Source organism: Pseudomonas sp. FP1740 (assembly GCF_030687165.1).
GTDB lineage: Bacteria > Pseudomonadota > Gammaproteobacteria > Pseudomonadales > Pseudomonadaceae > Aquipseudomonas.
In genome coordinates this window covers 2679062-2701579 of record NZ_CP117461.1, presented here as the reverse complement: position 1 = coordinate 2701579, position 22518 = coordinate 2679062, and the positions used below count along the sequence as shown (strand labels likewise).

Annotated in this window: 17 protein-coding genes and 1 tRNA gene; 9 read left to right on the top strand and 9 right to left on the bottom strand. The window is 57.3% G+C overall.

What is annotated here, in order from left to right; translation table 11 throughout:
- Nucleotides 1–18 precede the first annotated feature (18 nt).
- Nucleotides 19–5349 (top strand): RHS repeat-associated core domain-containing protein, encoded by a 5331-nt coding sequence (locus PSH69_RS12290; RefSeq protein WP_305412224.1) that lies wholly within the window; start codon nt 19–21, stop codon nt 5347–5349.
- Between the two features lie 15 nt (nt 5350–5364).
- Nucleotides 5365–5727, top strand: a complete 363-nt coding sequence (locus tag PSH69_RS12285) for a hypothetical protein (protein ID WP_305412223.1) — start codon at nt 5365–5367, stop codon at nt 5725–5727.
- A gap of 434 nt (nt 5728–6161) precedes the next feature.
- Here the strand turns inward: PSH69_RS12285 and PSH69_RS12280 are convergent, their stop codons facing one another.
- The 9 genes from PSH69_RS12280 to PSH69_RS12240 all read right to left on the bottom strand — a co-directional run bounded on the left by PSH69_RS12280 (nt 6162) and on the right by PSH69_RS12240 (nt 13523).
- On the bottom strand, nt 6162–6752 hold the full coding sequence (locus PSH69_RS12280) for a hypothetical protein (RefSeq protein ID WP_305412222.1): 591 nt from the start codon (nt 6750–6752) through the stop codon (nt 6162–6164).
- Between the two features lie 291 nt (nt 6753–7043).
- Entirely contained in the window at nt 7044–7238 is a 195-nt protein-coding gene (locus tag PSH69_RS12275) for a hypothetical protein (RefSeq protein ID WP_253422315.1), read from the bottom strand.
- 146 nt (nt 7239–7384) lie between these two features.
- Nucleotides 7385–8761: an integrase arm-type DNA-binding domain-containing protein gene (locus PSH69_RS12270; protein WP_305412221.1), complete on the bottom strand. Its 1377-nt coding sequence runs from the start codon at nt 8759–8761 to the stop codon at nt 7385–7387.
- Nucleotides 8762–8992: 231 nt separating this feature from the next.
- Nucleotides 8993–9068, bottom strand: a tRNA-Gly gene (locus PSH69_RS12265).
- A gap of 63 nt (nt 9069–9131) precedes the next feature.
- Entirely contained in the window at nt 9132–9692 is a 561-nt protein-coding gene (gene pgsA, locus PSH69_RS12260) for a CDP-diacylglycerol--glycerol-3-phosphate 3-phosphatidyltransferase (protein ID WP_007933765.1), read from the bottom strand.
- Between the two features lie 33 nt (nt 9693–9725).
- Nucleotides 9726–11549, bottom strand: a complete 1824-nt coding sequence (gene uvrC, locus PSH69_RS12255; protein ID WP_007933764.1) for an excinuclease ABC subunit UvrC — start codon at nt 11547–11549, stop codon at nt 9726–9728.
- A gap of 2 nt (nt 11550–11551) precedes the next feature.
- Nucleotides 11552–12193: a UvrY/SirA/GacA family response regulator transcription factor gene (uvrY, locus tag PSH69_RS12250; protein WP_008015884.1), complete on the bottom strand. Its 642-nt coding sequence runs from the start codon at nt 12191–12193 to the stop codon at nt 11552–11554.
- A 127-nt stretch (nt 12194–12320) separates the two neighbouring features.
- Nucleotides 12321–12764 carry a GNAT family N-acetyltransferase gene (locus PSH69_RS12245; RefSeq protein ID WP_028940931.1) on the bottom strand — a complete coding sequence of 148 codons (444 nt, stop codon included), beginning with the start codon at nt 12762–12764 and terminating at the stop codon, nt 12321–12323.
- Entirely contained in the window at nt 12765–13523 is a 759-nt protein-coding gene (locus PSH69_RS12240) for a carbon-nitrogen hydrolase family protein (protein ID WP_305412219.1), read from the bottom strand.
- Between the two features lie 645 nt (nt 13524–14168).
- Here PSH69_RS12240 and PSH69_RS12235 point away from each other — a divergent pair.
- The 7 genes from PSH69_RS12235 to PSH69_RS12205 all read left to right on the top strand — a co-directional run bounded on the left by PSH69_RS12235 (nt 14169) and on the right by PSH69_RS12205 (nt 22474).
- Nucleotides 14169–15257: a 3-deoxy-7-phosphoheptulonate synthase gene (locus PSH69_RS12235; RefSeq protein ID WP_305412217.1), complete on the top strand. Its 1089-nt coding sequence runs from the start codon at nt 14169–14171 to the stop codon at nt 15255–15257.
- Nucleotides 15258–15533: 276 nt separating this feature from the next.
- Entirely contained in the window at nt 15534–16415 is an 882-nt protein-coding gene (locus PSH69_RS12230; protein ID WP_305412215.1) for a triacylglycerol lipase, read from the top strand.
- Nucleotides 16416–16510: 95 nt separating this feature from the next.
- Nucleotides 16511–16792 (top strand): peptidylprolyl isomerase, encoded by a 282-nt coding sequence (locus PSH69_RS12225; protein ID WP_007933754.1) that lies wholly within the window; start codon nt 16511–16513, stop codon nt 16790–16792.
- A 135-nt stretch (nt 16793–16927) separates the two neighbouring features.
- Complete coding sequence (locus PSH69_RS12220; protein ID WP_305412213.1) at nt 16928–18796, top strand: extracellular solute-binding protein; 1869 nt, start codon at nt 16928–16930, stop codon at nt 18794–18796.
- A complete protein-coding gene (locus PSH69_RS12215; RefSeq protein ID WP_096480592.1) occupies nt 18796–19857 on the top strand; it encodes a microcin C ABC transporter permease YejB in 1062 nt (353 codons plus the stop codon). The genes PSH69_RS12220 and PSH69_RS12215 overlap by 1 nt, the downstream gene beginning before the upstream one ends.
- Nucleotides 19857–20879 carry an ABC transporter permease gene (locus PSH69_RS12210; RefSeq protein WP_305412210.1) on the top strand — a complete coding sequence of 341 codons (1023 nt, stop codon included), beginning with the start codon at nt 19857–19859 and terminating at the stop codon, nt 20877–20879. Before PSH69_RS12215 ends, PSH69_RS12210 begins: the two co-directional genes overlap by 1 nt.
- Before the next feature lie 14 nt (nt 20880–20893).
- Nucleotides 20894–22474, top strand: coding sequence for an ABC transporter ATP-binding protein (locus PSH69_RS12205; RefSeq protein ID WP_064617098.1), 1581 nt, complete (start codon nt 20894–20896; stop codon nt 22472–22474).
- Nucleotides 22475–22518 lie beyond the last annotated feature (44 nt).

The following is a 22518-nucleotide window of genomic DNA, read 5'->3' as shown; positions in this document are numbered from 1 at the left end:
CAGCGAGTGACGTATTGCTTGTTGCTGCTTATCGCCTGGCTTGCGCTATCCATGCTGAGCTCCCAGGCGATCGCCGCTTCAGCAATTGGCGGCGCTGCTGGTAGCGTGCCCATGCGTCACGCAGGTGAAGCTGCCACGTTGTTGCCTGATGGCCGCTGGTTGCTAAGCGGAGGTACAGAAAACGGCGTGACACTCGCGACACTGACCGTGGTTGATCCAGTGACAAACACTGATACGCACTTCGCGAGCAGCCTAAACATGCCACGCCAAGGCCATACGGCCACCTTGTTGCCGGATGGTACGGTGCTTATCGTTGGCGGCATTGGCGCGGACAGCCCCCCCCTCAACCAGGCAGAGCGTCTGAATATTCAGACACAGCAGTCCCATCTGGTTACTGATGCTGCGTTTATTGCACGCACTCAGCATACAGCCACCCTATTACTGGATGGTCGTGTTCTGTTGGTGGGTGGCTTATCGACGCAACACGTCGCGCTATCCAGTGCAGAGCTGTGGGATTCCCGGACCGGAACGGTAACTCAATTGCCCGCCGGCTTATTGAGTGCTCGTTATGGGCATACTGCGCAAACCTTGCCTGCGGATTCCGTCCTGATCCAGGGAGGCAAAGACCAAAGTGATCAACCGGTGACGCTTGGCGAACTTTATGACCCATCCCGGCAAATTTTCTCACTGCAGGGGGAGAACCAATCCGGCTTGCTAGCGACGTCAGCCTCTCTGCAAAGTCCACCGCAAGTGCAAGCCAGTCTGCCTGCTACAAATGCCAACACAGTTGCTGTCAGCAGTTGGATCAGCCTGCGCTTCTCCAAGCCGATGGCAGTGAAGTCACTGAACAGCAACACCGTGACGGTGATCGGCCCGACCGGTCAAATTACCGGCAGAGTAACTCCCGTGGAGAACGGGCAAGCGGTGTTCTTTGTCCCGACGCAGGAGTTATTGCCGGATACGCATTACAGCGTCTTTGTCAGCGGCGCCACGGACGCGAGTGGCACTCAACTCCCACTTACAGGGTACAACTTTACGACGCAGGCCCTGACCGCCAACACCGTATCAACCGGCACCAATTCCTCTGGCGCCCTCGATGATCAAACCAAGCCTCCGGCTACTCCTCCTAGCCCCGAAATGGCCAACACTGGCCCTGAAGACTGGATCCCGGGCCCAGAGCATCTCACCGGGGACTGGCGCGCCAATCGCCCGCCTTCCCCCTTACAAGCTTTACCACCCTTGCAAGCCCCCTCGGGGGTTACGGCCCTGGCGGGTCAGGTGCTGTTGATGAATGGAAAGGCAGCCGTAGGCGTGAAATTAAAAATGGGCGAAAAAATCGCCACTACGGACGCGACTGGTCGCTTTCTACTGAGTGGTATCAATACCGGAAATCAAACGCTGAGAATCGATGGTTCTGGTGCCAACAAGCCAGGTCGTCAATATGGATTTTTCGATGATCTGGTCGTCATTTTTCAGGATGGCAAAACGCAGTCCCTGCAATACACCATTTGGTTGCCCCGTACCGATACACAACATGCGGTGAGTCTGTCGTCGCCTACGACAAGTGAGGTGACGGTCACTACGCCTCATATTCCTGGTCTGGAATTGCACATCCCCAAAGGAACGGTAATTCGTGACATCGACGGCAAGGTTGTCACCTCAGTCAGTATCACGCCTATCCCTGTTGATCGGACGCCATTTCCACTGCCCACGCACGGCATCCCTGTTTACTTCACCATCCAGCCAGGCAGCGCGAATCTACAAGCCATCGACCCCAAAAGCTTTCAGGCAGCACAAATCATTTATCCCAATTACAACAGCCATCCGCCTGGCTCGACGATGGACTTCTGGACCTACGATCCCGTCTACAAAGGTTGGTATGTCTATGGTGAGGGATTAGTTTCCGCGAACGGCAAACAGGTCATTCCAGGTGATGGGGTTGGTATTTACGAGTTCACTGGAGCCATGGTCAGCTCGCCGTCCTTGGCGCCCGCCAAAAACCCTACAGCCGGAGGCGGCAATCAAGGGTTGGGGGTTGCTTCGAGCGACAAAGCCGAGCCGGTGGATACGTCTACGGGGTTGTTCACCTACCCACACACCGACCTGACGGTCGCCGATACGCTCCCGCTGACCTTGACTCGCACCTACCTCTCCGAAGACACGCGATCGCGCGCCTTCGGCGTCGGTACCAATCACGTCTATGACATCTTCATGGTTGGCGATATCTTTCCCTATACCTATCAGGATCTGATTCTCTCGGATGGCGAGCGTATTCACTTCAACCGGACCTCGACAGGTACGGGTTACATGGATGCGGTGTATCAACACAATGGCTCCCCATTGGATCGGTATCAGGGGGCGACCATCTCGTGGGTTGGCGGTGCTTCGCCGTGGCTGCTCAAGCTAAAAGATGGCTACCAAATGTGGTTCCCGGATGCACCAGGTAACACCGTGCCGGCAAAAGCAGCCATGACTCAAATCAAGGACCGTGTGGGTAATACGATCACGTTGACGCGAGCCTCCAACGGAAACTTGCAACAGGTGACATCGCCCAATGGGCGCTGGATAAGCTTTACCTACGACTCAAGCAATCGTATTACTCAGGCCACTGACAATATGGGACGTACGGTCAGCTACACCTACGACAGTAACGGGAATCTCTGGAAGGTCACCGACGCCAATGGCGGCGTGGAAACCTATACCTATGACAGCTCCCACCACATGCTGACCATTACTCGGCCCAACGGAAATGTACTCCTCAGCAACAGTTATGATGCTAACGGCCGGGTCTCCCAGCAAACCCTGGGATATGGCAGCACCGTGGCGGGCACCTATCAATTCGCCTACACCCTCAGTGGCAGCCAAGTCACCCAGACGGACATTACAGATCCTCGCGGCAATATCGAGCGTTTGGCATTTAATGGGGCGGGCTACGTCACAACAAACACCTATGGTCTCGGTCTGTCCGAGCAGCAGAGTTACAGCCTCCAGCGCGACGCCACCACCAATATCGTGACCTCCGTCACCGATGCCCTGGGGCGAGTGACCGGCTATACACACGACGGCATGGGAAATCTCACCAGCGTGACCCGACTGCAAGGGACATCGCAGGCCGTGACGGACAGCTATACCTACGACCCCTCCTTCAACCAACTGACCAGTCACACCGATGGTCTGAGCCATACCACCAACTACAGCTATGACAGTTTGGGGCGTCTGACACAGATTACCGATCCCTTGGGCAATGCTGTGAAATTCACATCGGATAGCCAAGGGCGGGTGACGCAGATCACCGACCCCATCGGAGCGAATACTGCTCTCAGCTATTCTCTTGGAGACCTCGCCAGCGTTATCGACCCAATAGGGCGAACCACCAGCTACTTCACCGATAACGTGGGACACGTCATGGCAATGACTGATGCCGTGGGGCGCCGCACCCTGATGGAGTACGACGTGCTGGATCGCAAAACCAAGATCACAGACCCGCTAGGAAGCGTGACCGGTTTTGCTTACGACACGAACAGTAATCTCCTGAGCGTCACCGACGCCAAGAACGGAGTGCATGCGTACACCTATGATGCTCGCGATCGCCGCATAACTTACACCGACCCGTTGAACGCGACGCAAAGCTATGGCCTCGACGGCCTGGGTAATGTGACACAGTGGACCGCCCGCAATGGCGTCATCGCCACCTACACCTATGACGCCTTGAATCGACGCACGCAATCGGCCTTCGGGCAGACCTTGATTGGCAGTGGCCCCTCGTTAACAGCACCGGATGCCACCGTTGGCTACACCTTCGATGGTGGTAACCGTCTGACGCAGATCGTGGATACTCAAGGCGGCACGATCACCCGCAGCTACGACAATCTGAATCACCTGCTTAGCGAGACCACGTCCCTCGGCACCGTTTCCTACACCTACGATGCCGCTGATCGTCGCACCAGTATGACGGTGACGGGCCAGCCCGCGGTGAATTACACCTATGACGCTGGCAGTCGCCTGACCAATCTCAGTAACGGCAGCCAGAGCGCGGCGTTCACCTATGATGCGGACAACCGTCGTGCCACCTTGACCCTGCCCAACGGGGTGACCGTCAGTTACGGTTACGATTACGCCGGCCAGTTGATCAACTTCAATTACGCCAAGGGCGGCACCAGCCTGGGTAATTTGAGCTACGGCTACGACACCGCCGGTCGGCGAGTGCAGCTTGGCGGCAGCTCGGCCCGCACCACCCTCCCTGGTGCCGTGAGCACCACCAGCTATAACACGGCCAACCAGTTGACGGCATGGAGCGGTGCCTCCTTGCTGTATGACGCCAACGGCAATCTGACCAGTGACGGCAGCAATACCTACACTTGGGATTCGCGCCAGCGCCTGAGCACGCTCACGGGCACCGTATCCGGGAGCTTCAGTTATGACGCAGCCAACAGACGCAGCCAGAAGACGATTGCCGGCCAGACCACCGGTTATGTCTTCGACGGTGTCAATCTGGTGCAAGAGCTGACCGGTACTGTCACCCCCACGGTACAGGCAAATCTCCTCACGGGCGGCGTCGATGAAGTATTCAGCCGCACTGAGGCCAGTGGTAGCACCTACAGCTACTTGGTTGATGCGCTGAGTTCAACCCAAGCACTTACCGACAGCACTGGCGCGCTCACCACGCAATACACCTATGGCCCTTATGGCCAGACCAGCAGCAGCGGCTCCGCCAGTACCAACAGCCAGCAGTACACCGGGCGGGAAAATGATGGCACGGGTGTCTATTATTATCGGGCACGGTATTACTCTCCAGGTTTTGGGCGGTTTATCTCGGGAGATCCGATTGGCCTTGCGGGTGGGATTAATGCGTATGGCTATGTCGGTGGGAATCCGCTGAGTTTCGTTGACCCACGAGGGTTGGACATTATGATTATTACGGGTGGTGTTCGGGATGGTAGCGCTAATTTCTTTGGGCATGTTGGGGCTGCGGTGCAAGGGTATGGTATGGCTAGCTATGGGAATGACACCGATCTAGGTAGTTCCGCCGCCGATTATATTTCCAGCCAGGGCCTCATACGTAGTCAGCTAATCACTATAATTCCGACTACACCATTACAGGATGCATTGGCGCGACAGTTCATCAAGGAGCATCCCAACAAGAACGACGTTGGTATATTTGATAACTGCGCAGTTCGAACAAATGAACTTCTGCATGCTGCAGGCATATCTACAAATGACATTCCATTTCCCGGAGGTACTGCTCGAGATGTACAGTCAATACCGGGCACAACCACCTTTTTCGTCCCCCAAGGCAGCCCGATTCCGGGACCTGTACTGAATGTACTCCCCAAGTACAGCGGGCAATGATGCGAGGAGAAAATGATGAGTACTATTAAAGGTAGCACACCAAAAACCACTATCAAAAAGATATTGCTTTGGGTGCTACTACTCGCCATTACATCATACATCACATCATGCATATTTATTTCAAAACAGAAGAGCATAGCTTTTGAAGCAATCAATATTGGCGATACACAGGGCGTTGTTATCGGCCGACTCGGGATGCCTTCTCATGTAGAAAAACCAAGCACTTTGTTTACTCGCTATGCATCGCACCATTGTCAACATCCTTGCGTTGAGCGACTATGGTTTGAAAACCGTTTATCCTTTGATATAGAAGCATGGTCGGTGGAACTGGATGAGGGTGGCCGAGTAGTTAAGAAAGCCTATTGGGCATCGCCATAGCTGGCCATGTACCGCTCCTTGAAGCGCGCACACTCTAACCAATCCTGCAATTTATGTTTTCGTGGCTTGGAATCAATTTAACTGAGCAAATAGTCAACACCATACCTCAAGTAACTATTCGCCACTAGATGTAATTGAATAAACATATATCAACCAGCTAGCTCTGGAGGCATCCATTATGGAGTTGACACTATTGGTTGAGGAGCAAGGCTCACAGGACGTAGACGGAAATGTCCGTGGAGCCCTATTCAACAATTGGTATAAACGCCGGCCACATCAAACAAGGCCTTGCTCAACTGAAAAGACTGGATATCGGTTAATCCCCGCATTGCTTTACGGCGAGGACGGCAGTCGTCAAATATACGCCCCCAAGCGACAGTCAGTTGCACTGGCAGCTAATGCACTCAACGTACGACGTCGTGGATTCCAGATGGTCAGACACCAAATCCCCCACCACTCCAAACCTGCATCGAAGTAGTCACTCCACAACTCACGTCCTGAGGCAACATTGCCATCATCGAGCACCCACTATTGCCCCCCTTGACCCAATTCAACGCAACCACATCGTCCCGATCTTCGACTCCCAGCAGTTCAAGCCACTCGCAAAAAAGCGCCTCAGCCTCCACCTCACCTCCCTCAAACTGGGTGAGATAGGGAGGCTCACGGAAATGACTATATAGAGCTAACGGCCCTAGCTGATAATCTTCGGTCAATGTCAGGTTGCGGACTTCTGCTCGACTCAATGGAGTGGCGATAGCCCTATCCAAAGCCCAAGTCATGCTCGGTTCGGGGTAATCGGCGCAGGGGAGCGTCCGGATCAGCTTACAATGCCAATCAAGCTGGCTGGCCATGATCTGTTCATACAATGCATTCAGAGCTAGTCGATGCATTGCTTCATCGATCAGTGAATTTTCCCCAGGAGACACAACCACAAACTCGAACACACACCCGGCGGCGTCCATCCGTTCACGCAGTAATTCTGTTCTTTCCTGATCGATAACCTTCAACCCGAGTAAGTGATCCATCACTTTTCCAATCCTTCTTTCCTGGCAAAGTCGGCGTACCGCACTCACTGAGCGGACGTCAAAATGAAGGCGATACGCTAACAAATACGCTGCAGGGAAAATGTAGGAGTATTCGGCAAGTAGGTGAAGATGTGGCGAAAATTGAGGGGGCTACGGCCCCAACCTTCAATCGACAGGCAGGAATGTCTTGGTCCGGGCAAGCCACTCCGAATCATCACGCGAACAGAACATCACGTGGGGAGCCACCGCTAGGACGGAATGAACAGAGAGCGCGCTGGCGCTGGTAAGCCATCAATCATCCAGATGCTCTGCCAAAAAGCCCACGAGATGAAGAGGACTTCGCGAATCGATAACCTTGTAAATGAGATCGCGTTTGCTCCTCGGCAACTTCTTCACCACGCTCTTGGCCGAAGCTCTGACAGCTTCGTCCGTTCCATGGATTCGAGCCGCTAGCAGTAGCACCAGCGTTGCATCAGAGAGGTTCATAATCAGCCCCTATAGTTATGTTTCTGAGTGTACCGATTTCAATTTTGTAAATGCACGACCAACAAGCAACGCGGCGCTGGCAGAAAAGCACTCCCAACACCGCGAAGCCACCATCTGCGCCATTACCTACCGACGGCTCAAATTATTCAAAGCCCGCGTGCCAATACCGCCCGCTCCCGCCCCAAGGCACCGCCAAGCTGAGGGCTTCCACCCGCAGATAGCTTCTTCAGGTACTCCGCAATCATATCCAACTCTCCTGAAAGATTCGGTGCAGGCGCCGCCACAATACCCTTCTCTCCTCGCTCCCAGCGATCAAGCTGGTCAGCCCAATCCTGCATCATTCGCTGACGCTGTTCGACGTACAGTGCATGATTGTAAGTGGCTCGGACTTTGTTGGGTTCGGCATGGGACAGTTGTGCATCGATCCATTTCTCTTCATAGCCAAGCTCGTTGAGCGCGGTAGAGAGCGTTGCGCGAATACCGTGGCCCATCAGCTGGGTTTCATAGCCCATGCGCTTGAGCGCTACGTTGAGGGTGTTCTCGCTGATCCGCTTTGATAGGTCACTGCGATGAGGCAGTAAATAGCGCTGTGCTGGACGCCTGAGCTTGAGCAACTCCCGGACAATCGCGATTGCCTGACGTGAAAGCGGAACCACATAAGGCGGAATCTTGTTGCTACCCTCCTTGCGCAATCGCACCTGCAACTGCTTAACAATCACCGCCGGTATAGTCCAAATTCCCCGATCCAAGTCAAACTGGTCAGGCTCAGCAAATCGCAATTCGCCTGTTCGCACGCCGGTTAGGAACAGCAAGCGCAAACCCAAAACAGTCAGTTTGCTACCACCGTAATGCCGCAACTTTTGCAGGAAAACAGGAAGATCTTCCATGAGTAGATAGGGGTTGTTTGTCACTGGCGGCTTTGGAATGGCGACAATATCGAGATCTGCTGAGGGATTGGTCATCAGTCCCTTTTCAACCATGGCATAGCGGAACAATTGGTTGAACCAGGTCCGGCATTTTTCCGCGGTAGTGAACGCCTGACGACTCTCAATTCTGCGCAGCAATTCGATCAAGTGCTGACGAGAAATCTCGGCAATAGGTAGAGGCCCAAGCAAAGGCAAAACGTCTTTGGCAAAAATGCGATCAATCTGAGAAAGCGAGGTTTGGCGTCCGAGCTTCAATGTAACCGCTTTGAAAGTTCGCCATGCTAGAAAGACTGCTGCAAAAGAATTCTCATCAGCAGCCAAGGCAGCGAGACGATCCTCTCTTCGAGCGGCTCGAGGATCGATCCCCTTCGCGACTTGGGTACGCGCATTGTCGCGAGCAAAACGAGCGTCTTTAAGGCTTAACTCCGGATACATTCCCAAGGAGATGCGAGCCGGCTTACCTAGCCAGGTGAAACGAAAATGCCAGCTCTTGGCACCCGTCGAACTGACGAATAGGTGCAAGCCGTCCATATCCTTGAGGCTGTAATTTCTTCCGAGGTTTTTTGCGTGGCGAACGGCCGTATCAGTCAAAGGCATATGTACATCTCCTCGTCTCGATCGATTGAGGAGAGATGTACGGGTTCCAGCAATGCATCATCTATCTGAAAACTGGCACGTCCTGGGCCCGGATTTCGATGTACGTTTTAATGTACAAAAAAAGCGTGGCTGGGGGTGGTTTTCAGTAGAAATCACTGGAACGAAAAAAGAGGCCGAAGCCTCTATTTTCAATGACTTACAGACTTCAGTAGACATCTGTAGATCAACATCTGGAGCGGGAAACGAGACTCGAACTCGCGACCCCGACCTTGGCAAGGTCGTGCTCTACCAACTGAGCTATTCCCGCGTCTTGGTGAGGCGCATTCTATAGAATCCAGATGCCCCGTCAACCCCTTGATTCAAAAAAGTTTTATTTCTTTTCCACATCCGTCTTCAGATGCGGCCAGGCGGCCCGCAAGTACTGGACCATGGACCATAAGGTCAGGCCAGCGGACACCATCAGCAAAGCGTAGCCCATCAGGACCCAGAAGCTGAAGTCCGACGGATTGGCCAGCAGGATCACCAGCGCCAGCATTTGCGCGGCGGTTTTCCATTTGCCCAGGTTCGATACCGCCACATGGGCACGGGCGCCGAGTTCGGCCATCCACTCGCGCAGTGCCGATACGACGATTTCGCGACCGATGATGACGGCGGCCGGCAGTGTGAGCCACAGGTTGCCGTGTTCTTGTACCAGCAGCACCAGCGCAACGGCGACCATCAGCTTGTCCGCAACAGGATCGAGGAAAGCCCCGAACGGTGTGCTTTGTTCCAGACGTCGGGCCAGATACCCGTCCAGCCAGTCGGTCGCGGCGGCAAAGGCAAAAACCGAAGCCGACGCCAGATAGCTCCAGTGGTAAGGCAAGTAAAACAGCAAAATGAAGATCGGGATGAGCAGGACGCGTAGAACGGTAATCAGATTAGGGATATTCATCGACACAACTGGCTACGAGGTGAGTTGGGCATTCTACTCGCTGTGCAGATTTGCATAAATCAACTCTGCGAGCTTTTTACTGATCCCGGGTGCTTTGGCGATCTCTTCGATGCTGGCACGAGACAGCTCCTGCAATCCACCAAAATGTTTCAACAAATCCCGTCGACGTGTCGGTCCTACACCGGCAACCCCCTCAAGCGTCGAGGTGCGGCGGGTTTTACCGCGCCGTGCACGGTGCCCGGTGATGGCAAAACGGTGAGCTTCGTCGCGGATCTGCTGGATCAAATGCAGCGCGGGGGAATCACCGCGCAAGGTGAATTCATGGGCCGCATCGTTGAGGTACAAGGTTTCGAAACCGGCCTTGCGCGTCGCCCCCTTGGCCACGCCCAGCAGAATCAGGTCGGGCACGGCCAGCTCATTGAGCACGTCACGGGCCATCGACAGCTGACCTTTACCGCCGTCGACCAGCAGAATGTCCGGCAGTTTGCCCTCCCCGTCCTTCAACTTGCTGAAGCGTCGGGTCAGGGCCTGGTGCATCGCAGCATAGTCGTCGCCTGGCGTGACGCCCTCGATGTTGTAGCGGCGGTAGTCGGACTTGATCGGGCCTTCCGGGCCGAACACCACGCACGACGCCACGGTGGCCTCGCCACTGGAATGACTGATGTCGTAGCACTCGAGACGTTGCGGCGGCTCGTCCAGGCTCAGCACTTCGGCCAGAGCATCGAAACGTGCCGCGACGTGTTGCCGGTTCGCCAGACGTGCGCCCAGCGCCTGCTCGGCATTGGTGACCGCCAATTGCTGCCAGCGCGCTCGGGTGCCCCGTACACGATGACTGATGGTCAGTTCACGACCGCGCAGCTCTTCAATGGCTGCAATCAGGGTCGGAAAGTCTTCGTGAACCACGTTGACGATCAGCTCGCTCGGCAAGTCGCGCTCGGGACTGCTGATGAAGTACTGGCCGAGAAACGCCGCCATGACTTCGGAAACGTCTTCTTCAATACCCACCTGCGGGAAGAAGTTCTTGCTCCCCAACACCCGGCCGCCGCGTACGCTGATCAAGTGCACACAGGCGCCACCCGGATTGACGAACGCTGCGATCACATCGACATCGCCCGTCCCGCCTTCCATGCTCTGCTGGTCCTGGACCCGGCGCAGCAATGAGATCTGGTCGCGCAATTCGGCGGCCCGTTCGAACTCCAGATTGACCGCCGCTTCCTCCATGGCCGCGGACAACTCGTCCGCCAACGCATTGCTGCGCCCCTCAAGAAACATCACCGAGTGGCGAACATCTTCGGCATACACCTCAGGCTCCACCAGGCCGACACACGGCGCCTTGCAGCGCTTGATCTGGTATTGCAGACAAGGTCGCGTGCGGTTCTTGTAATAGCTGTCTTCACACTGACGAACAAAAAAAGCCTTTTGTAGCAGGCTCAGGCTTTCGCGGATCGCTCCTGCGCTGGGGTAAGGGCCAAAATATTTGCCCTTGGCCTTTTTCGCTCCGCGATGGATGCTCAAGCGCGGGAACTGGCCATCCGAGAGAAAGACATAAGGGTAGGATTTGTCGTCGCGCAGCAGGATGTTGTACGGCGGGCGCCATTCCTTGATCAGCGTCTGCTCGAGCAGCAAGGCCTCGGTTTCGTTGGCCGTGATGGTGGTTTCGACCTGGGCGATACGGCCTACCAGCGCGGCGGTCTTGGGGGCCAGACCGGTTTTGCGGAAGTAGCTCGCCAAACGTTTCTTGAGATTCTTGGCTTTGCCGACATAAAGCAGACGGGCATCGCTGTCGAACATGCGATAGACACCCGGCCGCCCACTGACCGTCGACAGAAAAGCACTTGGATCGAAGGTTTCAGTCATTTTCAGAGGCTGGCATCAACCATGCCGTGACGAACCGCCAACAGCGTCAACTCGACATCGCTGCTGATCGAAAGCTTTTCGAAAATACGGTAACGGTAGGTATTCACTGTTTTTGGCGACAGGCACAGTTTGTCGGAGATGATCTGCACCTTCTGACAGCCGACAATCATCAACGCAATCTGGATTTCCCGTTCAGACAAGGCGTCGAACGGCGAATCGTTGGTTGGCTGGAACGACTTGATCGCCAGTTGCTGGGCAATTTGCGGGCTGATATAGCGCTGCCCGGCAAACACCAGGCGAATGGCCTGGACCATTTCCGGCAGTCCGGCGCCCTTGGTCAGGTAGCCCGCGGCACCTGCCTGTAACAGGCGGGTTGGAAACGGATCTTCTTCGCACACGGTGACCGCGACGACTTTGATGTCGGGATGACTGCGCAATAATTTGCGCGTGGCTTCAAGACCGCCGATCCCGGGCATCTTGACGTCCATCAGCACCACATCGGGTTTCAACTCACGCGCTTTGAGCAGGGATTCCTCTCCCGACTCGGCCTGACCGACTACTTGCAGGCCATCGATGTCAGCCAGCATTCGTGTAATGCCTGTACGAACGAGATCATGGTCATCGACTACTAGCACCCTAATCAAGCAGACACCTCGCGATTTGGTCTTATTGGGTTGCCGGACACCTTAGCAAAAAGCGACTGGCAGACCTAGCGGAAAGCAGCATATAAAAAGTGTCAATTCTTCTGGCGAGGCTTGCTGGCAGTGTGTTTCAGCGATGCAGTCCATTGATATCACGCTGCATTCTCAGGAAACACTGGTCCTTGCCGACCACCTTCAGTCCTTTTCTCTCGTAAAGTATTTTTGCCGGATTATTTTCAAATACGGTCAGACGCAATGCCGGGCGCCGTTCCTTGCAGGCCATGGCGAATACCTGATCGATCACCCAGGAGCCAGCGCCCTGCCCCCGGTACGCTTCAAGTAAATGCAATTCGCGGATATACAAGGCGCTGGCGTCACGGCTCAGGCTGACATACCCCATCAGTGTGTCATCACGCACAATCAGCCAGTTTTCGCGTCCCTCCCAAGCAACATCGAAAGCCTCGTCCTGCCACAACAGTTCATGTTGAATGTAGTAGCGCAGCATATTTCGACAAGTCAGGTCACGTGCGAAGTCCAGGTCACGAGACGTTGCCGGGCGCAATTCAAACCCCATTCAAGCCTCCGCGACCGCCACGATTTGCCCCTTCCAGCCGTCAGCATTGCGACGAGCAACCACCATGAGATTCCCCGTCCCCGGTGCCGCCGCAATCAACGAGCCGTCCGCCGCCCAGATTGCACTACGCCCTGCCGACTCCCAGCCACCCGTTGCGCCACCATGGTTGGCCATCAGTACCGCCATCGAGTGGGTGCGGGCATAACCTTGCAACAGTGCGGTATCTGGAGCGTAGCCGCTTTCTGTGATCAACACGCCCGCGGCATAAAGATCAGCGCCCTGCCGTGCCGCGGCGGCTGCATGACTGGCGTGAGAAAAATCGGCGCATACCGCCAACGCGACGGTGTCGGTGCCGATCTTCAATGTCGAACCGCCTGTTCCCGGGGCAAATGCCACCTCTTCCCCTGAGTGCAAATGCTGCTTGCTGTAGATATCGAGCGAACCATCGGCCCCCAACACCAGGGCACCGATCAACACCGGCGAATCGTCCGACAGACGAATCGGCATCCCGACGACACTGATCACACCGACTTCCCGCGCGAAATCGCGTAGAGGTTGCAGCACTCTGGCGTCTGGCGCGATGGCCAGCTCCGCTGCCAGACCGCGCTCGTAGCCGGTCAGCGACAGTTCTGGAAACACCAGCAATTGCACGCCCTGCTCCGCGGCAACCTGCATGAAGCGCAGATGCCGGGCAATATTGGCGGCAAGATCACCGGCGACAGAGATCGATTGTGCGGCGGCGATGGTCAGTGTCGTCATGGTTCGTCCTTGTGGGGTTGATGGTTTGGGCGCCGGTTACACGCCGCCCGCTGCGTAAAGTGTGTCACAACTCCCGACCTACCCAACCGATAGAAACGCCCCGTGATGCCCGATAGCATTTTCTGATTGAATCCGCGTACCGGCCTCTAGTAAGCTCGGCTTATTCATCGGAGACAGACCATGTTCAACGCCCTCTCACCGCTTCGTACCGCCAGCGCCTCGCGCTCGGTTGCGGCTGCCCGGGTGAATGACGTTTGTGCTTCGGTCAGCTTTTATTTTGGGTATTGGTTTAGCCACTGGCGCGCCTGATACCCACACGGCGCCCACTTTAAACGGGTCGCCACCAGAGAATTCTCAACCCCCGGTCGGCCTCCCGACCGGGGGTTTTGTTTTTTCAGCCCTGAACATTTTTTGCGTCACACCAGACAACTTGAGGATTTACGACATGAACTACGCCACTTATTACCGTTACGACACTTTTACCGCCTGGCGATTTACCAGCTTCCGCTCGGGACAGCCTGCCGCCTCCGATCGGTCACCCACAGGTGGCAAGCACACACACGTAGCCAATCCGGCCAATTGTCGAACACCCCACTAGGGCCGAGCGCGCGGGACGAACCCGCCGCCAGCCCAGGAAGCCCGAATATGAACTCGTCCGTCTCTGCTCTGCCGCTGTCCACCTTGAGCCCTGCCAATGAAGCGCTGACCTTGCGTCTGCCCAGCTCATTGCAACTCAAACAGCAACTGCCACTCAGCAATGCCCTGACCCAACAAGTCGACGCCCACCGCCAGGCCGTCCGCGCGATCCTCAACGGTGAAGACTCCCGTCTGCTGGTGATCGTCGGCCCCTGCTCGATTCACGACCCACGTTCAGCCCTCGAATACGCCGCCAACCTGGCCCGTCTGTCTGCACAAGTCAGCGACGAGATGCTGTTGGTGATGCGCGCCTACGTCGAAAAACCCCGCACCACGGTCGGCTGGAAAGGCCTGGCCTACGACCCACACCTGGATGGCAGCGATGACATGGCGGGCGGTTTGACCCTGTCCCGCGAATTGATGCGCGAAATGCTCCAACTGGGTCTGCCCGTTGCCACCGAGCTGCTGCAACCGATGGCCGCCGGTTACTTTGACGACCTGCTGAGCTGGGTCGCGATCGGCGCCCGTACCACCGAATCGCAGATCCATCGGGAAATGGCCAGTGGCCTGAGCATGCCGGTAGGGTTCAAGAACGGCACCGATGGTGGTGTGGCTGTCGCCAGCGACGCCATGCGCTCGGCCGCTCATCCACACCGCCATTTCGGTGTCGACAGCCAGGGCCATCCTGCGATTATCCAGACACCGGGCAACCCCGACACTCACCTGGTATTGCGCGGTGGCCATCGCGGGCCGAACTACGACCGCGACAGCATCGCCAAGGTGCACAGCGACTTGACCAGACTCAAGATTCCGGCGCGGATCATGGTCGACTGCAGCCACGCCAACAGCGGTAAAGATCCTTTGCGTCAGCCCGCCGTGTTCAACGACGTGCTTGAACAACGCCTGCACGGTGATCGCTCGCTGGTCGGCATGATGATTGAGAGTCATCTGTTCGAAGGCTGCCAACCATTGAGCCCGTCACTGCGTTACGGGGTGTCGGTAACGGACGGCTGTCTTGGCTGGGCCGGGACGGAACAATTGCTGCTGCAGGGAGCCGAGCGACTTCGTGCACTACGAAGCACTCAACAGCCAAAGTAGGCTGTGGCGCCGAGATCCGCGATGCAGGGCTATCGGGTCGGTTTACACGGAAAAATGACCTACCAGCGGTAGGTCATTGAAAGAAATATCTCGGCCATCGTTAAAAAGATGTCCGGATATTCCGACCAAGACCTCACGCTCATTCGAGTTTTCGTACCATTTCTATTCCGTTTTCATCAGGTTACAGCGGCTTTTTCATACATCGCCGAGCGGTGGGTGTGCTTTAGAGTGCCCCCTTGAGCACACACCTGACCTACTGCGAAAAAGGAAATGTACATGCTACGGAATGCAACCACTGACTATCCGATCCTGCTGGTCCACGGGCTCTTCGGCTTCGATCGCATCGGCAAACTGGAACTGTTCCATGACGTCAAACAGGCCCTCAGAAGCGCCGGTGCGAGGGTTTTCATCCCGCACCTGTCGGCGACCCACAGCAATGAAACCCGTGGCGAACAGTTGCTGGTGCAGATCGAACGGGTACTGCAAGGAACCGGTGCAAGCAAAGTCAACCTGATTGGTCACAGCCAGGGCGCACTGGCTGCACGATATGCGGGGGCGCTGGCGCCACAGGTGGTCGCTTCGGTGACATCGGTCAGCGGGCCGAACCACGGCTCGGAACTGGCCGACTTCCTGCGCAAGGCACTGACGCCCGGGCGCCTGCCGGAACAGGTCGCCGGGGCGGTGGCCACCCTGTTCGCCGACTTCCTGTCGTTGCTCAGCGGCAACCGGCACCTGCCGCAGAACGCCATCGCCGCACTCAACGCGCTGACCACCGAAGGCGTCGGCGCATTCAACGACAAGTTCCCTCAAGGGTTGCCGAAAACCTGGGGCGGCAAGGGTCGCGAACTGGTGAACGGCGTACGCTACTACTCCTGGAGCGGCACCCTGCAGGGAAACATCCTCGACGAAGGGCTCTATGCGCTCAACCCGCTGCACGGGTTCCTGCGGGCGTTCTCCCACTACTTCACCACCGAAGCCGAGCAGAATGACGGCATGGTCGGCCGGTTCAGCTCCCATCTGGGTAAAGTGATCCGTTCCGACTATCCGCTGGATCATCTGGACAGCCTCAGCCAGACCACAGGTCAAGTCCGCAAGGGCATCGACCCCATTGACCTGTATGTGCAGCATGCCGAACGCTTGAGAAATGCTGGCCTTTAGACAATGCCTTAAGCTGGACGGCATTTTGAGAAGAAATAGCCCTCTGAATCCGGTAGGCTCCGCACTTTACTGAACATTGAATGGAGTATTTTCCCATGGCCAAAGCCACCGCCCGCCACATCCTGGTTTCCAGCGAAGCCAAGTGCAACGAACTCAAGGCCCAGATCGAAGCCGGCGCCGATTTCGCCGAAGTCGCCAAAGCCAACTCCAGCTGCCCATCGAGCCGCCAGGGCGGTGACCTGGGTTCGTTCGGTCCAGGCCAGATGGTCAAGGAATTCGACACCGTGGTTTTCAGCGCGCCGATCAACGTGGTGCAAGGCCCGGTCAAGACCCAGTTCGGTTACCACCTGCTGGAAGTGACCAGCCGTCAGGACTGATCAACCCCTGAGTTTTCTCCACAACGGCCCGCCTTTTGGTGGGCCGTTGTGTTTTCGTTACGTGATACGGCTGGCGAGGGACGCGCCGCTAGCGTACAAATTGTGCTTATCGATCACCCGGCTCTAAGGCTGACAATGCGACTGGCTTTCCCCACTTTACTGTTCACTGCCGTGGCCCTGCTGTTGGGCGCCGCCGGTGTGAACGCTGAACCGCAACAGGCGTTGACCGTGTACGGTGAACCGGCGAAGTATCCCGCCGGTTTCAGTCATTTCGACTACACCAACCCGCAAGCGCCCAAGGGCGGCACGATGCGTCGCTCGGCGCTGGAAATCGGTCATTTCGACCACATCCTGCCGTACATCGACAAAGGGATTGGCGTCACACAAGTCGATGGCTTGATCTACTCGCCCCTGGCTGTGCGCTCACTGGACGAACCCTACACCGTGTACGGACTGGTAGCGCAGCAGATGGAGCGTTCCGACGATGGACTGTCCCTGCGTTTCTACCTGAACCCGAAGGCCCGTTTCGCCGATGGCAAGCCGATCACCGCCGAAGACGTGCGCTACACCTTCGACCTGTTGATGACCCAGGGCAGCCTGCGCTATCGCACGCAATTCGCCGACGTCAAAGGCGTCGAAGTGGAATCGCCACGAACCATTCGGTTCGACTTCAAGAGCAACGAGAACCGCACCCTGCCCCTCGACATCGCCACTTTGCCGGTGCTTCCCGAACACTGGTGGAAAACCCGCGACTTCGCCAACGGTGGCGGTTACGAGCCGCCGCTGGGCAGCGGGCCGTACCGCGTGAGCAAGGTCGACTCCGGGCGCAGCATCACCTTCGAGCGTAACGCCGACTGGTGGGCCAGGGATTTACCGGTCAGTCGCGGCCTCTACAACTTCGATCATTTCAGCATCGAGTACTTCGGCGACACCGACGTCGCCCGTCAGGTCCTGCGTGGCGGCGCCTATGACTACAACCGCGAATTCTCCGCCACCGCCTACTCCATTGGCTACGAGAGTCCGGCCCTGAGGGACGGTCGTCTGCAAAAAGCCCACTTGGCAACGCAGGCACCACAACCGTCCCAAGGCTTTGTGTTCAATCTGCAGAACCCGATATTCCAGGACCGCCGCGTGCGCCAGGCGCTGGCCATGCTCTGGGATTTCGAGTGGAGCAACCGGCAGATGATGCGCGACCTGTACATCCGCCAGCAGAGCTTCTTTTCCAACACCGACCTCGCCGCCCGACAACTGCCCGACGCGGGTGAGCGGGCGATTCTCGAACCGCTGCGCGGGCAGATCCCCGACGAAGTCTTCACTCAGGTCTTCGAAGCACCGAAAACCGATGGCAGCGGCGTGATTCGCGACAAACAGTTGCAAGCCCTGGACCTGCTCGAACAGGCCGGTTGGAAACCCGATGGCGATCAACTGGTCAACGCCGAAGGTCAACCGCTGAGCTTCACCTTCCTGATCAGCCAGAACGGCATGGACCGATTGCTGCTGCCTTACAAGCGCACCCTGAAACAAATCGGCATCGACCTGAACATTCGGCGCATCGATGCCTCCCAGTACGTCAACCGCCTGATGTCCCGGGACTACGACATGATCGTCACCGGCTACCCGGTCACCAACTCGCCGGGTAACGAGCTGTACAACTACTTTGGCTCGGCAGCGGCCAGCGATCCGGGCTCCAACAACTACATGGTGCTGAAGAACCCGGCGGTCGATACGTTGATCAACGGCCTGGTCCGCGCCAACACCCAGGCCGACATGCTGCGCTACGCCCATGCCCTGGACCGTGTCCTGCAATGGAACTTCTATTGGATTCCCAACTATTACCCGCCCGGCAGTTCGACCGTGTGGTGGAACCGCTTCGGCATTCCCTCTGTACAAGCAAGCAATGACGAAGCCATCGAGAGTTGGTGGGAAGTCAGCTCCACACCCCTGACCAACGAACAGATGACCGCCGAACTCATCAAGCGCGGCAAATCCGGAGGGTCGCACTGATGTGGGCTTACGTACTGCGGCGCTTGCTGCTGATCATCCCGACTTTAGTGATCATTCTTCTGGTCAACTTCGCCATCGTCCAGGCCGCGCCCGGTGGCCCGGTGGAACAGGCCATCGCACACCTGCAAGGCATCGGTGGCGCAAGTGTCGGCGGCGGTTCCAGTGAGACCATGCACGGCAGCTCTCGGGCCAGCCGTGGGCTCGATCCGCAGCTGATCAAGGAGATCGAAAAGCAATACGGCTTTGACAAGCCAGCACCGGAACGCTTGTGGCTGATGCTCAAGAGCTACGCCCACCTCGACTTCGGCAAGAGCTTTTTTCGCGGCGCCACGGTCACCGACCTGATCCTGGATAAAATGCCGGTGACCATTTCCCTCGGGCTCTGGGCGACGTTGATCACTTATTTGGTGTCGATTCCGCTGGGCATCCGCAAGGCCGTGCACCACGGCAGTCATTTCGATATCTGGAGCAGTACCGCGATCATCATCGGTTACGCAATGCCGGCGTTCCTGTTCGCAATGTTCCTGATCGTGGTCTTCGCCGGTGGCACCTCGTTGAACTGGTTTCCGGTGCGCGGCCTGGTCTCGGACAATTTCGAGTCGCTGTCGACGGTGGGCAAGATCGCCGATTACTTCTGGCACCTGGTACTGCCAGTAACGGCGTTGGTGGTCGGCGGCTTCGCGACCCTGACCATCCTCACCAAAAATTCCTTCCTCAATGAAATCACCCGCCAGTACGTGGTCACCGCCCGAGCCAAGGGCTTGAGCGAACGCCAGGTGCTTTACGGCCATGTGTTTCGCAACGCCATGCTGCTGGTGGTCTCGGGAATTCCCCAGGCCTTTATCAGCGTTTTCTTCGCCGGCTCGCTGCTGATCGAAGTGATTTTCTCCCTCGATGGCCTGGGTCGCATGAGTTACGAAGCGGCGGTATCGCGGGACTATCCGGTGGTATTCGGTTCGCTGTTCATCTTCACCTTGTTCGGCCTGCTGATAAAAATCATCGGTGACCTGTGCTACACCCTGGTCGACCCGCGTATCGACTTCGCCGCGAGGAACGCCTGATGTTCAAGCTTTCGCCGCTGGGCCGTCGCCGTTTCGAACGCTTCAAGAAAAACCGCCGGGGCTGGTGGTCGTTGTGGTTGTTTATCGGCCTGTTCCTGCTGACCCTGGGCGGCGAACTGATCGCCAATGACCAACCGCTGGTGGTCAGTTATCAGGGCTCGCTGTACTTCCCGGCGTTCAAACGCCACACCGAGCAAGAGTTCGGCGGCCAGCTGCCGTTTCAGGCCGATTTCCGCAGCGATTACGTGCAGAAGCTGATTCACAAGGGCGACGGCTGGATGCTGTTTGCGCCGATCCCGTTCAGCGACGACACGCCCAATTACGATCTCAATCAACCGGCGCCAAGTCCGCCGTCGAAGGTCAATTGGCTGGGCACCGACGATCAGGCCCGGGACGTGCTGGCGCGAGTGATTTTCGGGGCACGGGTGTCGATCCTGTTTGCGCTGATGCTGACGTTTATCAGCGCCTTGATCGGTATCGCCGCCGGTGCATTGCAGGGCTATTACGGCGGCTGGGTCGACTTGCTTGGTCAGCGCTTGCAGGAAGTCTGGTCGGGGCTGCCGGTGCTGTACCTTCTGATCATCCTGTCGGGCTTCGTCGAGCCGAATTTCTGGTGGCTGTTGGGGATCATGGCGCTGTTTTCCTGGCTGGCGCTGGTGGACGTAGTGCGCGCCGAGTTCCTGCGCGGCCGTAACCTGGAATACGTCAAGGCCGCCCGTGCGCTGGGCCTGACCGACCGCAAGGTGATCGTGCGGCACATTCTGCCCAATGCGATGAATGCGACCCTGAGCTATCTGCCGTTCATCCTGACCGGGGCGATTTCCACCCTCACGGCGCTGGATTTCCTCGGTTTCGGCATGCCGGCCGGCAGTGCGTCCCTGGGCGAATTGATCGGCCAAGGCAAGCAGAACCTGCAAGCGCCGTGGCTGGGGCTGACGGCGTTTTTCACCCTGGCGCTGATTCTTTCTTTGCTGGTGTTCATTGGCGAGGCGTTGCGTGATGCCTTTGACCCTCGTTCTTGAAGCGGACTGGTGATATGACTGACAACCTGATCGAAATCCGTGACCTCAATGTAGCCTTCAGTGGCCAGACCGTGGTGCGCAACCTGTGCCTGGACATCCACCCCGGCGAATGCCTGGCGCTGGTCGGCGAGTCCGGATCCGGCAAGTCGGTGACCGCCCACTCGATCCTGCAACTGCTGCCCGAAAACGGTACGCAAACCACCGGCAGCATTCGCTATCGCGGCCAGGAATTGATCGGCGCCGACGCTAACGTCTTGCGCGAACTGCGCGGTAACCGGATCGCGATCATATTCCAGGAGCCGATGACCTCCCTCAATCCGCTGCACAGCATCGAAAAACAGATCGGCGAAACCCTGCTGCTGCACAAAGGGCTGGGTGGCAAAGCGGCGCAAGCGCGGATTCTCGAATTGCTGCAACTGGTGGGCATCCAGAAGCCCGAAGAGCGGCTCAAGGCCTACCCTCATCAACTGTCCGGCGGCCAGCGACAACGGGTGATGATCGCCATGGCCCTGGCCTGCGAACCGGAATTGCTGATCGCCGACGAGCCGACCACCGCGCTGGATGTGACGGTGCAGCGCAAGATCCTGCGCCTGCTCAAATCCCTGCAACAGCAGCTTGGCATGTCGCTGCTGCTGATCAGCCACGACCTCAATCTGGTGCGCAGCATGGCCCAGCGGGTGTGCGTGATGCACGCCGGGGAAATCGTCGAGCAGGCACCTTGCGAAACGCTGTTCACCGAGCCGAAACACCCTTACAGCTGTGTGCTGCTGAACGCCGAGCCGGAAGGTGAAGCCCTGCCCCGGGACGAGCGTGAAAACGTGCTGGAAGTGGAGAATCTGCAAGTGCAGTTCACCCTCGGTGGCGGGCTGTTCCAGCGTAAGACGTACCTGCGCGCAGTGGACGGCATCAGCCTGAACGTTCAGCGCGGCAAGACCCTGGGCATCGTCGGTGAGTCCGGTTCAGGCAAGTCCACGCTCGGTCAGGCGATCCTGCGCTTGCTTGATTCCGAAGGCAGCATTCGCTTTCAGGGGCAGGCGCTGGATGGCCTGACGCAAAAGCAACTGCGACCATGGCGCAAGAAGATGCAGGTGGTGTTCCAGGACCCGTTCGGCAGCCTCAGCCCGCGAATGTCCGTGGCGCAGATCATCAGTGAAGGCCTTGAGGTCCATAGCCAGTCCACCCCTGCCCAATGCGAAGCCCAGGTAATCCGGGTGCTGGAAGAAGTCGGCCTCGATCCGCAAAGCCGTCATCGCTACCCGCACGAATTTTCCGGCGGGCAGCGCCAACGCATTGCCATTGCCCGCGCGCTGGTGCTCAAACCGGCGTTGATCCTGCTCGACGAACCGACCTCGGCGCTCGATCGCACGGTGCAAAAACAAGTGGTCGCCCTGCTCCGCCAGCTTCAGGAGAAATATGGCCTGACCTACCTGTTCATCAGCCACGACCTGGCGGTGGTGCGTGCCCTGGCCCACGACATGATCGTGATCAAGGACGGCAAAGTGGTGGAAAGCGGCGCCAGCCACACGGTGTTCGAATCACCGCAGCACCCGTACACCAAAGAGCTGTTGGCGGCGGCGCATCCGGGGTTGGCATAATCCCTGCGATCTTTTGATCTTGATTTCCAAAAATGGACACCCCG

What these genes read in the sequence shown, in the direction of transcription:
- PSH69_RS12285 (WP_305412223.1), top strand. Translation starts at nt 5,365, where the DNA reads ATGAGTACTATTAAAGGTAGCACACCAAAAACCACTATCAAAAAGATA.
- PSH69_RS12215 (WP_096480592.1), top strand. Translation starts at nt 18,796, where the DNA reads ATGTGGGCTTACGTACTGCGGCGCTTGCTGCTGATCATCCCGACTTTA.
- PSH69_RS12270 (WP_305412221.1), bottom strand. Translation starts at nt 8,761, where the DNA reads ATGCCTTTGACTGATACGGCCGTTCGCCACGCAAAAAACCTCGGAAGA.
- PSH69_RS12235 (WP_305412217.1), top strand. Translation starts at nt 14,169, where the DNA reads ATGAACTCGTCCGTCTCTGCTCTGCCGCTGTCCACCTTGAGCCCTGCC.
- uvrC (WP_007933764.1), bottom strand. Translation starts at nt 11,549, where the DNA reads ATGACTGAAACCTTCGATCCAAGTGCTTTTCTGTCGACGGTCAGTGGG.
- PSH69_RS12280 (WP_305412222.1), bottom strand. Translation starts at nt 6,752, where the DNA reads ATGGATCACTTACTCGGGTTGAAGGTTATCGATCAGGAAAGAACAGAA.
- PSH69_RS12225 (WP_007933754.1), top strand. Translation starts at nt 16,511, where the DNA reads ATGGCCAAAGCCACCGCCCGCCACATCCTGGTTTCCAGCGAAGCCAAG.
- PSH69_RS12275 (WP_253422315.1), bottom strand. Translation starts at nt 7,238, where the DNA reads ATGAACCTCTCTGATGCAACGCTGGTGCTACTGCTAGCGGCTCGAATC.
- PSH69_RS12205 (WP_064617098.1), top strand. Translation starts at nt 20,894, where the DNA reads ATGACTGACAACCTGATCGAAATCCGTGACCTCAATGTAGCCTTCAGT.
- pgsA (WP_007933765.1), bottom strand. Translation starts at nt 9,692, where the DNA reads ATGAATATCCCTAATCTGATTACCGTTCTACGCGTCCTGCTCATCCCG.
- PSH69_RS12240 (WP_305412219.1), bottom strand. Translation starts at nt 13,523, where the DNA reads ATGACGACACTGACCATCGCCGCCGCACAATCGATCTCTGTCGCCGGT.
- PSH69_RS12210 (WP_305412210.1), top strand. Translation starts at nt 19,857, where the DNA reads ATGTTCAAGCTTTCGCCGCTGGGCCGTCGCCGTTTCGAACGCTTCAAG.
- PSH69_RS12230 (WP_305412215.1), top strand. Translation starts at nt 15,534, where the DNA reads ATGCTACGGAATGCAACCACTGACTATCCGATCCTGCTGGTCCACGGG.
- PSH69_RS12245 (WP_028940931.1), bottom strand. Translation starts at nt 12,764, where the DNA reads ATGGGGTTTGAATTGCGCCCGGCAACGTCTCGTGACCTGGACTTCGCA.
- PSH69_RS12220 (WP_305412213.1), top strand. Translation starts at nt 16,928, where the DNA reads ATGCGACTGGCTTTCCCCACTTTACTGTTCACTGCCGTGGCCCTGCTG.